The following is a 13,048-nucleotide window of genomic DNA, read 5'->3' on the forward strand; positions in this document are numbered from 1 at the left end:
AAAAATAAAACCAATAGTAAATTTTGTTTCATTTATATCGATTTGAATAACTTTAAGCAGATTAATGACAGCCATGGACACCTTGCTGGCGATCATATTTTGGCGCAGTTTTCGTTGAATCTAGCAAAAGAGTTTCGCAGCGCTGATATCATTTCAAGAGTCGGAGGTGATGAGTTTGTATTAGTATTTTCGGTACCTGAACAAGGCTTTGAAGTACAACGCTTTATTCATCGCATTGAAGATAATTGTTGCAGCATTAAATACCAAAATATCAGTTTTCAGCTCACCTTTGCATGGGGTCATGTTGTAGCTGAAGGTAAAGATCATTCTGTTAGTGAGTTATTTCAAGTTGCGGATAAAAACATGTACCAACTCAAACATGCACAAATCAAAATAAATAAGCTTAAAACACCATAAAAGATGGCTAGCAAGACTCTTGCATAAATAGGCTGGAAATTGTTTATTAGGTTTACCATCTTACATTGAATTAATGCCCTAATAAAAAACAAAAAAAGCCGTAGCAAACCGCTACGGCTGTGAATGCCTAATGCCTTTTACGGGGACGGTATCAGGCCGGGTGATGGCTATTCTCCTGCGGGAATTAGCTCGAATTCGTTAGATGCTTTCTCACCATGAATTTGAATAGCCACTTTAAATACTTCTACAGCGCCTGCTGCAGCTTTGCTTTCAAGATCAAGGTCAACGGCATTAAAGGTATATTGTCCTTCTGTTTCTGTTTCAGTAAGTACACCTGCACAAGCGTCTTCAGTGCTGGTATCGCAATTAAACGTTTGGCTAACATGCCAACGCTTCCATGCTTTGGCATTTGATGATGGCGCCGCAGGATCTGGGTAGCCAAAATACATTATGCTGTAGTCACTTGCATCAGTTATCGCTTTTTCATCACCATTATCTAGACTAAAAGTTAACGCTCCTGAACTAGCATCGTACTCGTCTACTGTTAAAATAACCGTATCTGCATCATTAATAGTAATGACTTCAGTCGCTGGTGGGTCGACTGGATCTGTTACAGGTGGCTCAACGACTGGTGGATCGACAGGATCAGTACTAGTATCGTCATCATCATTACAACCCATCAAAAGCAGCGAACTGGCCAGCAAGACGCTCAATAATTTAAGATTCATAATGGGCTCCTTAATTAAAATGACCGGTATGACATGTTTGACACTCTAAATCGCCTTTAACACTGGCTGCGCTGCCCATTGTTTCAGTTGTACCGTGACAAGTTTGACAAGCTTGAGTCTCTTCTGATGCCATTGCTTCTGGTAGAATTGAGATATCTTCAGCTTCATAAGCGCGGTTGAGTAGGTCGACAATGTAGTAAGCCATGCTGGCAGACAGACGTTTACAGCGTTCACCTTTTTCAACGAAAGGTTTACCACCATTAATGGCTGACCAGTTACTGATTGATGAATGGCATAATGGGCTGTTAGCTATTGAAGTTTTGCCCACTTCCTCGCTTTTTTCAGCTGTAGAGCCAATACCTGCAACAAACTCATCAGAAGATAGTGGTAAGTCTGTTCTTTCGTAGTAACGGAATGATGCAGCAATAATCGCTGAATTTTGATCGTTAATATCATCAAGTATATTTATCAACATACCTGCTGCGTTTAAGTTCCCGCAAATAGTACCTTGTCCCACAATCCCAGCCCAACCGTATCCCGCTAATGCAGTAGGAATTGACGCAAAGTTTGCAGCATCGACACTTGAAGATTCGGCTAGCTTAGTGACGATTGAATGGAAAACTTGATGCATACAACCGCCACCTGTTTCATAGGCTAGCTTGGCTGTTGCCATTGCATCTAATGGTACATATTTTAACTTATCACCTAGTTCTAAACGGAAATTACCATCTTCATCAGTGGCAGCGAATGCTGAAGTGCCTACTAAGGTTGCTCCAGCAGCAACTGTGCTGATACCAATAATTTGGGTTAATGCCTGACGTCTATTTATGCTCATAATAATCACCCTATTTCTAATGTTACTGCTAAGTTTTTATGTCTAAGTACTTATGTCTAACTATTTATGTCTAAGTACTTATGTATTAACTACAAGCTTGAGCGCTTGTTTTGTTTTAAGTAGTACTTGTATTCATCTCTTCGAGTTTGCTGGTTTCTTATTTGAATCACTCAGCGCTGCTCGATGGGTCTAATGTAAGCAATGAGAGAATTAATAGTGTGATATAGAGCAGGGAAATACAGTGGTTGTAATAAAGGTGAATTGGCAAATAAAAATTCAAAATTGAAGAAGAACTAAAGGTGGATTTTTAGCTGAGTTAGCTAAAAGTGAGGACTAAGTCACGCTATTAATGAGATTAATAAAGATTAAAGCCAGTTTTAATGATTCTAAAGTTACATTTAGTTTATTAATTTGTGTGATTTGAGTCGCAATTTGTTGTTGTAGCATGGTTATCAGCCTCAAAAGTGCAACTGAAAAGAGCGAAATTACGCAGGATCACAGAATTTTTTGATGGTTGTTTTAGACTAATAATATTGAGCAATTCTTGGGATGCAACCATGCAATTAGGCCATTGCAGATTTGATGAAGTGAAGGGTGAATTAGTTAATAGTGACAGTGGTGAAACTTGGCGACTTCCACGTGCTGAGTTGCAAGTACTGAGCTTATTAATTGATTACCAAGGCAAGGTCGTGGCTAAGCCATTGCTAAAAATAGGTGATGGCAAGGAACTGCCGTTAAGTGATGCTTCAGTCGCTCATGCCATCTTTACATTACGGGGGTTTCTAGGGCCTCAATATGAAACACTCATTGAGACGGTCAAAGGGCAGGGTTATTTATTAAAACACCACCGTAGCCGCAAAAAAGATCAAACTAGGTTTTCAGGTAAATTTAAACAACTGATTATTATCGTCATCATTTTTATTTTGTCATTACTAGTTAGTGGCATTGTGTTGATGAGCTTTTCAAAACCGAACTCTCTACCTGTCATGCCTGCAAGTGTTAGCACTGTGAAGCTAGCATCGGGTCAAACTGTCGATGTGATTTTATATTCTCGTACTAAAACCAATAATGCTTTATTGCAAGCACAAGGCATGCAGCTTCAGCAAAGCCTTTCGCAATGCACTAACACCTCCTGGAAAAGTGTTTATTTATCGCTATCACATGACAAGCAAGTTTTAAACGTGACCTTGCGTGGTGACCATTTTGGCCAATCTGTCATTCGTAATCTTAAAATCAGTGATTTAAGGCAACCGAAAAGCTTTGTCAGTCAGGAGTGGTTAAAAGGAGTTGAGATATGTGGTTAATTCAACAAACTCAGTGCAGGGAGATTAACAATGACTAGAACATGGCGCTGGGTGATTAATATCATCATATTGGCCTTATTGATCAGCAGTATTGGGGTAATAGCGAGTTTAACTTCAAGCTCTCCGAGTTTTATGCTCAGTTGTAGCTCTGAATTGTTTAATCGCAATAATGACCAGCAGGACAGTAACCACTACCTATTGGTTGATATGTTATCTAAAGATGGCCAAGCTCAGGTGCATTATCGCTACTTTAATATCGATGGTAGTTCCGCTGGAACGCTATCGATGCAAGGGCAGGTGAATCATATTGATACTGAAAACATGATTTATGATATTTCGGTGAATACCAAGCAAGAAAGCCCAATGGCTGAAAACCAGCAACCACCCAAACACTATCAATACTTATCTTATGTGAGTAACCTTAATTTGACTCGTGACGGCATGCACAATCTTAGCGTGCAAATTATCGAGCAGGATGAAGCAAAGGATTTTGCAGTGGTGTTGTTTCAACCCAGTAATACCGTTTGTGGCTGCCGATTAGTGAACTAATGTTATTTAAAGTTTGCTTATGTCGGTAACTGCTTACCGATCTTTTTAGCTTGTATTTAACATATTAAAAAAGCGAACCATGTGTGGTTCGCTTTTTTATGTTTATATCTAATACATACTTATGCTTTTTAAGCGTAAATTGCTTAGAGGAGTATTAATCATCTTCAACTAATGTCATCAGAGATGTGTTACCACCCGATGCGGTGATATCAATACTCACGGTTTTTTCTGTCAGTAGACGTTGAATCAAGTTATCGAAATATTCAGAACTGATCACCGGTAATATTGCACCTTGACGCTCAGCTAATTTCTCACTGATGTAATGTTTACGATCGCAGTTACCATCAATTACCACACCCGATAATTTAGGGTGAGCCAATAGTGTCGGTAAATGACGGTGTCTTGCCACTTGGAAGATATTTTTATCAGCTCCGGTGGCGATTAATTTATCTCTAAATACCAATGCTTCATCATGGAATAAGTCAGACACTACGGTGATAACAGTATTACCTGTTGCCAGTGCGGTTACGATTGAGAGAACCCAAAAGTGGAAACTGACGTTTTCATCGGCAAAACAAATAATATTGCCGCGATTTTCCAAGTAAAGGATATTAGATTCACCCGTTGGTCCAGGCAATACCTTTGGCTTTTTCAAGCGCTTTTCAATATCAATTAATTGTTCACGAGACACCTTTAAGGTGTAATTTAAATCGTCTGCCAAGTCATCAACAATATCAACATGGGCGATTTTAGCCAGTAACTGACGTACACAAGAGGTACGAGTATTTAGGTCTGTTAAACGCCACTGTTTTTCAACTTCATTAGCTCTATCCATCAACAATGTTGCTTCGGATATAGATTGTTCATCACAATCTTTTTCAATGGCTTGCGGCGGCAATAGATCAAAATCATCAACATCAGGGGTGGCTTTTTCTTTTACCAAACGTGTTAGATAATTTGGGCCACCGGCTTTCGGCCCCGTTCCTGAAAGACCACGGCCACCAAATGGTTGTACACCGACAATGGCACCAATCATATTGCGGTTAATATACACATTACCTGCGCGTGATAATCGGGCTAGATCGATTGCTCTGTGCTCTATTCGGGTGTGTATCCCCATGGTTAAGCCAAAACCAGTACTGTTAATGCTATCGATGACATTTTCTATATCATCGCCCTTAAAGCGAACCACATGGACACATGGACCAAATACTTCGCGCTTTAATACACTAATATCATTGATTTCATAAAGGCGCGGCGCAAAGAAGAAGTGTTCATTGTCTGCAACTTCAGTCGATATGTCGCACTGATAAAGCAACTTACCATAGTCTCTCATGTAGTCACTGTGGGCGTTTAATGCGTTCAGTGCTTTTTGATCGATGACAGGGCCAATATCAGTACTGAGGAATTCTGGGTTACCAACGTGTAATTCAGCCAGCGCGCCTTTGAGCATAGTTATGACATTATCGGCAATATCTTCTTGTAAAAATAATACGCGAAGCGCCGAACAACGCTGACCTGCAGACTGGAAGCCCGATGAGATAACGTCATCCACAACTTGCTCTGGTAAGGCAGTAGAATCAACAATCATACAATTTTGACCGCCTGTTTCAGCAATCAATGGTACTTGATGGCCGCCACGTTCAGACAAGATTTGCGAAATCTTAGTGCCAGTTTCAGTTGAACCTGTGAACATCACCGTTTGAATGCGCTCATCTGGCAAGATAACACTACCGACTAAGCTACCTGGGGCAATAACAGCTTGGACAACACCTGCAGGAAGACCAACATACTTCATCAGTTCAATGGCGCGCAGCGCAATTAAGCTGGTTTGTTCTGCTGATTTTGCTAGTACGGTATTACCGGTCGCAATGGCTGCTGCAACTTGTCCTAAGAAGATAGCTAATGGGAAGTTCCAAGGGCTAATACACAACACGACGCCGCGAGGCTCTAGGCGATCATCTTCAGCTAATTCAATTGCTCGGTTAGCGTAATAGCGGCAAAAGTCGACGGCTTCACGCACTTCATCGATACCGTCTTGGGCAACTTTACCTGCTTCTTTAATACATAACGCAATCAGTTCATCGGTATGACGTTCTAGGATATCTGCGATACGGGTTAATAACGCGGCGCGTTCAGTGACTGACACTTGTGACCATGAAGCAAATGCGGTTTGTGCTGTGTCGATCATCGCCAGCATTGCATCTTTATCGTGGAAATGGTGATAGCCAATGATTTCATTGTGATTGGCTGGGTTTTTTACCGCTACCGCGCCTTCTGGCACATCACTGGCACTTATTTGTTTGCCAGTAAACCAGTTATCAAGTGACTCTTTTAACGGTGTGATTTCGTTGATGTTGGTTAAGTCTAAACCTTTTGAATTATCACGGTTTTCGCCATCTTCACTGTAATATAAAGCAATAGGCTTAAGAATTTGCTGATTGTACTTCTCTTTTAATCGCTGAGTTTTTTCTACTGGATCTTCAAGCAGCGACTCAACCGGTTTTGATTCATCAACAATGGCATTAACGAATGAAGAGTTAGCGCCATTTTCCAATAAACGGCGAACCAAATAAGCGAGTAGATCTTCATGGTGACCCACTGGCGCATAAATTCGGCATTGAATATTTTCACCACTGACAATTTGGTCATATAGTGAATCACCCATGCCATGCAAGCACTGGAACTCAAAGCCTTCTTTATCATCACCTGCAAGTTCTACAATGGTGGCTGCTGTATAAGCATTATGAGTCGCAAACTGCGGATAAATAGTATCTCGGTAGCCTAATAATTTATTGGCACAGGCATGGAATGACACATCGGTCGAAGACTTACGAGTGAATACAGGAAAGTGCTTATGACCGTCCTTTTGGGCATTCTTAATTTCGGTATCCCAATAGGCACCTTTTACTAAACGCACCATCATTCTGCGGCCAACACGAACGGTTAACTCACGTAGCCAATCGACCACAAAAATAGCGCGCTTTTGGTAAGCCTGTAAGGCAATACCAAAGCCATTCCAACCAGCTAAATCTTCGTCGCTAAACACGGCTTCAATAACATCAAGTGAGATATCTAATCGTTCTGACTCTTCAGCATCAACGGTCAAGCCAATGTTATACTTTTTGGCCTGCAAACATAGGGCTTTAAGCTTTGGTACTATTTCGTTCATCACTCGTGATTTATGGGTAAACTCGTAACGAGGATGAATAGCAGAAAGTTTGACTGAAATGCCGGGGACTTTTCTTGGATCATTTTTACCAGACGCTTGAGCGACTTTACCAATGGCTTCGATGGCGTCTTGGTATGATGCTAAATAACGGTCTGCATCGTCCATAGTACGTGCGCCTTCACCCAGCATGTCATAAGAATACACGTAACCTTGTTGTTCTTTTGTCGCTGCACGCTCGGTTGCTGCGACGATAGTTTCACCCATCACAAACTGCTTACCCATGATTTTCATGGCGTAGTTCATTGAAGTTCGAATGACTGGCTCACCTAGTCGGCCAATGGTTTTCTTTAATAATCCAAAGCGATCTTTAGTGCGCTTATCTGCATAATCTACCACTGAGCCTGTGATCAATAAGCCCCATGAAGAAGCATTAACAAATAATGAGTCACTGCTACCTAAATGGTTACTCCAATGGCCTTGAGAGATTTTGTCGCGAATAAGTACATCTTGAGTATGTTTATCAGGTACGCGTAAAAGTGCTTCTGCTAAGCACATCAATACCACGCCTTCTTCACTTGAAAGTGAATATTCATTAAGTAAGGAATCAATTGCGCCATTGCCTGATTGATCTTGGCGAATTTTCAACACCATTTGGCGTGCTCGTTCCCAAGCCTTACTTCGGGCGCTAACGTTAATTTCTGCTAGAGGGAGAATATGATCTACCGCGATGTTTTCATCGATACGATAAAAATCACGAATTTTTTGACGGATTGGACAGTCAGAAATTAACTTACCTTCAAATAGCATGTGCTTGTCCCCAAAAATGAGTAAATATTGCGTTATCGGCAATTAAAATTATTTCAATAATTATTATTATAGTTGTCCGATAGCAGCAGTTGAGTGCTGTTTCAATACGCTACTGAAACATTATTTATTCTTAGCAAATTATTTTTTATAAAGTGTGATTTACCTTCAATAATTCTAGGTGTGAATATCCTCCATCTAGCACTTCTGTGTCAATACTCATTTAGTCAAAAAGATGTAAAGTTTTTTAACGAATTTAACTCGCCGTTAACCTTTGTTGGTACTAATTTTTATCCTGTCCGCTATAAGCTGTAATTTTCTTATTAACGTGTCTTTTAAACTAAGATTATAAATCCGTTTTTAAGCATCTGTTTTCTTGTAAAGTTCTACCAGATTCATCATTGTTTTGTTCGCGTAATTATCAACGCTATAAGGTTACTATTATGGTCAGTTCTGTTTTAAACGATGGCTAGGGACTTAAGTGGTACTGGCATTGCGAATTAAACATTCTTGCTGCTGCATTTATTAATGAGTATATGATGGCTGCACTTGAGCAAAGCGCCTGTATTGCCTACAATAGCGCTAGATTCTATTACTACAGAGCATGCTCATGAACGATACAACTTCACAACCCGCTTTACCTGATCGCCTTTCTGTTAATCCACGCAGCCCACATCATGTTGAAGCTGTTTTTGAAAATGACATTGGCATCAAAGTTAATGGCAAAGAACGTTTTGATGTTGAAGAGTACTGCATCAGTGAAGGTTGGGTAAAAGTACCAGCAGGCAAGGCGTTAGACCGTCGCGGCCAACCTTTATTAATGACAATTAAAGGCACAGTTGAAGCATTTTACCGTTAAGTTATACGGTTAAACTGCGCGTTTAAAAGGCTTAGCAATCATTGCTAAGCCTTTTTTGTTTACCATCATGGTGCGTTAGTTTAGCGTTACCTGAATCAGTTAATCAGTTAATCAGTTAATCAGTTAATCAATTAATCAATTAATCAATCAATGGCTTGCTGAGGAACCAATAAAATATTACAGCGACTTCGCGCTAAAATAGCCTCCGATGTGTTGCCTATTACTCTGCCTATAATGCCTTGTCGCTGCACAGCGCCCATGACCAAGTATTCCGCCTTTAATCGACAGCTGAGTTCAAATAGACACATATCAGCGTTACCTGCCAAAATATGAACATGGTCTCGGTCAATGCCAATTTGTTCTATGGCTTGTTGATGTTTATCGTAAGCTTCTTTAATCAGTACTCGGCTATTTAATATATCCATATCGCGTAATATTTTAGGGATTCGGATAACAAACCCAAGGTGCAGCTCGTGACCTGTGATTTCAGCCAGACGGTGTGCTTGGTTAATCACCGCTTGATTCAGTGCTTTTTTAGCGGGTTTGTTACTGCCTAAATCCACCGCCATTAAAATTGCCCCTACTTTATTGAGCAAATTATGGGTTAACAGCATTAATGGTATTTTGGTGTGGCGGATCAGTTGCCAGTCAACAGGCAGGAAATGATCGGACTCATGGATTGCTTTTAACATCATCGCGTATTGCTGAGGTTTTGCATGTTGGCTGGCATGTTCGGCTAAATTTTTACACCATGTGATGTTGAACGGGATATTAGTGGGAGTAGTGTTAGCAGCTATATCGCTGAGTTGTTGTTCTAGATCCAGCTTCTGTTTCGCTAAAATTTGCTGGCGTACATCAGCGGCGATTCGTGGATTATAGTAGGCATCGCCACTGAATGATTCATAGCTATAGGCTGCTATTTCAGGCTGTAGATTCATTTTTCTAGCTAGCTCAATTCCTGCACTCACCGCATTGGCTTGCTGCTGATTTTTTTGAGCAATAATATATAGCTTATCCATGGCAAGCTCCTGATATATTCCTTATACATTACCTAAGTCAAATGTACCAAAACAGCTGATTTACTTCTTGATCTTTATCATTGAAGCGCTCAGTATTTAATCAGAGATGCAGCGGTTAGGAGGCGTGTATGACAGTAGAGCAGTTCATTATCGCGTTATGCTTGATTCTGCTTTGCGGTAAGGTTTTAGGAAGTATATTTGAGCGACTTCAATTACCTGCTGTCGTCGGTGAAATTTTAGCGGGTTTACTGCTTGGACCGACATTGTTGAATGTGGTTACCCCAGATGCCACATTGGCTGTTGTAGCTGAACTCGGCGTTATTTTATTACTGTTTTCAATTGGCTGTGAAACCTCAATTAAGCGTTTATCTCAAGCGGGAGGGCGCGCTGCGCTCGTTGCTGTTTTGGGAATCGTTATTCCTATTATTATGATTGGAATAAGTAGCGCCTATTACCTGACTGATTCATATTTTACCGCACTGTATTTGGGCTGCGCGTTAACCGCCACTAGTATTGGCATATCGCTTAGGGTTTTAGCTCAAACTCAACAATCGCAAACTCCATTGGGTAATGTGATTTTAGGCGCAGCTGTTATTGATGATATTGCTGGCGTCATTTTACTAAGTCTGTTGTTTAACTTCGCAAGTTTTGGGGAGTTTGATCTAGTCAGTTCATTAATACTGACCGCCAAAGTGCTGCTTTTTTTGATTTTAACACCACCAGTGACGCGTGGTTTATTGTATCTGGCTCGTGCGCTTAAACCCTTGGCCGACAAATCAGGATATGAAGTGATCATTACCATGGTGTTGATTTGTCTATTTTCGTGGTTAGCACATTGGTTTGGCGCGCCTGCGCTATTGGGTGGTTTTGCTGTGGGTTTAGCATTAAGTCGGCAATTTACTTCGCCATTGAATCGCTATTTAGTGAACCCTTTTTCCTTTACTCACAAAATGGAAATATCGACAAAAACCATGGTTGATGTGTTTGCGCCGATATTTTTTGTATATGTGGGCATTCGGTTAGATTTAAGTCAGCTAGATTATAGCTCTGGCGGGATCATGTTGTTGGTTTGGTTGTCGCTACTGGCTATTTTAAGTAAGTTGCTTGCAGGTTGGTTTGGCGGAAAAACTTGGCAAGCTAAAGCGGTGGTAGGCAGCGCCATGATCCCAAGAGGTGAAGTGGGCTTAGTGTTTGCAGAACTTGGTTATCAAATGGGAATTATTGATAGCAAGTTATTTACTGAATTAGTGGTGATTATTGCGATAACCACCTTAGTTGGTCCGATGATGCTCAAGTGGAGTATTAAGCAACAGCTTAGGGTATTGAGCCAAGTTAAGCCTAATTAAAGCCCCAGTTTAAGACTCATACAGTGTGTTTGATGGAGTTTATTACAGGTCTTTTTAAGTTTTTACATCAGCTGTAAACAAACTCTGCCGACTGTAGCTCACATTTAAAAACAACATGACTTTTATTCATGTTGGATAGCTGTAAAATCCGCGCCTTGTTTAATTACTTATCTAATCAATCATGATCGACTTGGCTTTACTCCCTGTTTATTTAACCACTGTGGTCGCTTTATTGTTGATCCCTGGGCCTGACATGCTGCTGATTGCCAGTTCAAGTCTGAGTTATGGCCGAAAAGTTGGCGTATATGCAAGCTTTGGTAATGCGACTTCAGGGTTAATTCTAACCTTACTTGCAGCAATGGGTGTATCAGCATTAGTGGCGATGAACCCAATAGCGTTAGAAGTATTAAGAGTTCTGGGCGGCGCTTACTTATTAAAGATGGGCTGGGACTGCATGCGCAGCAGTGCAGCGGATGCACCTGAAATTGAGCTGCAAAATAACTTAGCCAAGTTACTTTATCGCCGTGCGGTTTTTAGTAATCTACTTAATCCAAAAGCGCTGATCTTCTTTGTGTTGTTTTTACCTCAGTTTGTGTCTACTCAGCTTACAGCCAGCTCTGGCGAACAAATGCTAGCACTGGGATTATTGCTTAATGTGATGGGGCTGTTGTTCAACTTACTGCTGGTGGCACTCGTTGGCAGCTTAGGTAAGCCTTTACTTAAAAATGAAAAGTTTCGCACTTACCAAAACAAGTTTATGGGGTTAATATTTTTCGCGCTAGCGATTTGGCTGTTGGCTTCACAAGTGCAAAGCCTTAGCTAAACGATTTGGCTTTTCAAACTAGCGCAATAAATGTTATCTATTGCGCTAGTTTGGGATAGCTAGATAAGCCATAAATATAATTAGTGCATCAATTTAGTTGCACTTAATGCATGCTTTTAGAAAAGAGCTTTAGGTGAATAGGTGATATTAAATGAGAAAATCTCTCCTTCAAATTTAGCTTGTGCACTATATTCCTTCATGTAATTGAAAGATAAATTCCAATGTGGATCTAACCAATAAGCAACTTGTACCCCAAGGCCGTGAACTTCAGATTTAGTGCCGAGACGGGTTCCCATTTTTTGATTGAAATTTGATATTTCATTGCTTAAATCATCTTCTTGTACCTGCCACTGACTATAGCCTTTTAGTCCCACTTCTAATTGCTGAGTTAAATACTGACTGTAGCCGTATTCTATAGTTAGGTGATCGCCAGCCGTTACGCCTGTTGAATCAGACTCACCGTGAAACTCGTAGGTTGCCGACAGCATAAATGCCCCAGCTTGCTCCATGACATAATAATAGCCAGATAACTGCACTTGAGTTGTCACCATATCGAGGCTTAAGCCATCTTCACCCGTGGGTAAATAAAAACCTAAGCCTAAGTTAATATCGTAATTAGGGTTAAGCCAACCGAGCCATAGTGGCTGAACATAAGTGTCTCCAACACCGTAGGTTTCTTCGCCAGCTACGCTGCTTGCTGCAACTGATGGATTGATGTAAAAGCTATATCGAGCCCCTAGTACATTCTTGTCGGTTACCCACATAAAAAGTGGAGCAATAGCGGCCACTTCATAATCGGTATTTAGGCCGATACTGTCACCATTTTTATTTTTTAAGTCATTACTATCGTAATGAATATTGTATTGTTCATAGATGAAGCCTGCCTGATCTGGCATGGTCATATCTCTGATATTGGCGGCACCAGGGGTGTAGTGTCCAGCCCCAATCAAACCATCTGCATGAGCTGTTGTTATAGCAGTTAAATTTACCAGTAACCCAATGAATACTTGTGTCGATTTGCGCATTTTCTAAATCCTAACGTTAACAAAGATGCCTCCAATGTATTGGAATCACAGCCAGCTTTGTCACGCTGGAACATTTATATCTAAATAGTGATTTTTACTATGTGTTTATTCCTTTTCTCCGTTGCTCACTATCAAGTTAGTTAAATTAGCCCTGTCATTCAGTCGCG

General features: G+C 40.7%; 11 protein-coding genes. 6 read left to right on the plus strand and 5 right to left on the minus strand.

Translation table 11 applies throughout. The features are described 5' to 3' along the window. Positions 1–417, plus strand: a 417-nt coding sequence (locus tag K5Q58_RS16875; protein WP_220755064.1) for a GGDEF domain-containing protein, incomplete at its 5' end; no start/stop codon positions are given. 167 nt (positions 418–584) lie between these two features. Here the strand turns inward: K5Q58_RS16875 and K5Q58_RS16880 are convergent. Continuing rightward, positions 585–1,145, minus strand: a complete 561-nt coding sequence (locus K5Q58_RS16880; protein ID WP_220755065.1) for a hypothetical protein — start codon at positions 1,143–1,145, stop codon at positions 585–587. 10 nt (positions 1,146–1,155) lie between these two features. Then, the gene (locus tag K5Q58_RS16885; RefSeq protein ID WP_220755066.1) at positions 1,156–1,980 is read right to left on the minus strand and encodes a cytochrome c3 family protein; all 825 of its coding nucleotides are present in this window, start codon (positions 1,978–1,980) and stop codon (positions 1,156–1,158) included. 557 nt (positions 1,981–2,537) lie between these two features. On the opposite strand from K5Q58_RS16885, the gene K5Q58_RS16890 reads away from it, so the two are divergent. Next, the gene (locus K5Q58_RS16890; protein WP_220755067.1) at positions 2,538–3,284 is read left to right on the plus strand and encodes a helix-turn-helix domain-containing protein; all 747 of its coding nucleotides are present in this window, start codon (positions 2,538–2,540) and stop codon (positions 3,282–3,284) included. Between the two features lie 30 nt (positions 3,285–3,314). After that, a complete protein-coding gene (locus tag K5Q58_RS16895; RefSeq protein ID WP_220755068.1) occupies positions 3,315–3,833 on the plus strand; it encodes a hypothetical protein in 519 nt (172 codons plus the stop codon). Between the two features lie 154 nt (positions 3,834–3,987). Here K5Q58_RS16895 and putA read toward each other — a convergent pair whose 3' ends face one another. Further along, on the minus strand, positions 3,988–7,812 hold the full coding sequence (gene putA, locus K5Q58_RS16900) for a bifunctional proline dehydrogenase/L-glutamate gamma-semialdehyde dehydrogenase PutA (protein WP_220755069.1): 3,825 nt from the start codon (positions 7,810–7,812) through the stop codon (positions 3,988–3,990). A gap of 607 nt (positions 7,813–8,419) precedes the next feature. Between putA and K5Q58_RS16905 the strand changes: the two genes are divergently transcribed. Then, on the plus strand, positions 8,420–8,668 hold the full coding sequence (locus K5Q58_RS16905) for a DUF3297 family protein (protein ID WP_153913974.1): 249 nt from the start codon (positions 8,420–8,422) through the stop codon (positions 8,666–8,668). A gap of 143 nt (positions 8,669–8,811) precedes the next feature. Here K5Q58_RS16905 and K5Q58_RS16910 read toward each other — a convergent pair whose 3' ends face one another. After that, positions 8,812–9,687: a universal stress protein gene (locus tag K5Q58_RS16910; RefSeq protein ID WP_220755070.1), complete on the minus strand. Its 876-nt coding sequence runs from the start codon at positions 9,685–9,687 to the stop codon at positions 8,812–8,814. A gap of 128 nt (positions 9,688–9,815) precedes the next feature. Here K5Q58_RS16910 and K5Q58_RS16915 point away from each other — a divergent pair, with 128 nt between their 5' ends. Together K5Q58_RS16915 and K5Q58_RS16920 are read left to right on the plus strand one after the other, a co-directional pair. Next, positions 9,816–11,033, plus strand: a complete 1,218-nt coding sequence (locus tag K5Q58_RS16915) for a cation:proton antiporter (protein WP_220755071.1) — start codon at positions 9,816–9,818, stop codon at positions 11,031–11,033. A 181-nt stretch (positions 11,034–11,214) separates the two neighbouring features. After that, positions 11,215–11,856 carry a LysE family translocator gene (locus tag K5Q58_RS16920; protein WP_220755072.1) on the plus strand — a complete coding sequence of 214 codons (642 nt, stop codon included), beginning with the start codon at positions 11,215–11,217 and terminating at the stop codon, positions 11,854–11,856. Positions 11,857–11,972: 116 nt separating this feature from the next. Here the strand turns inward: K5Q58_RS16920 and K5Q58_RS16925 are convergent, their stop codons facing one another. Further along, entirely contained in the window at positions 11,973–12,881 is a 909-nt protein-coding gene (locus tag K5Q58_RS16925) for a transporter (RefSeq protein ID WP_220755073.1), read from the minus strand. Positions 12,882–13,048 lie beyond the last annotated feature (167 nt).

This window comes from Shewanella sp. KT0246, from assembly GCF_019654955.1.
GTDB classification, from domain to species: domain Bacteria; phylum Pseudomonadota; class Gammaproteobacteria; order Enterobacterales; family Shewanellaceae; genus Shewanella; species Shewanella goraebulensis.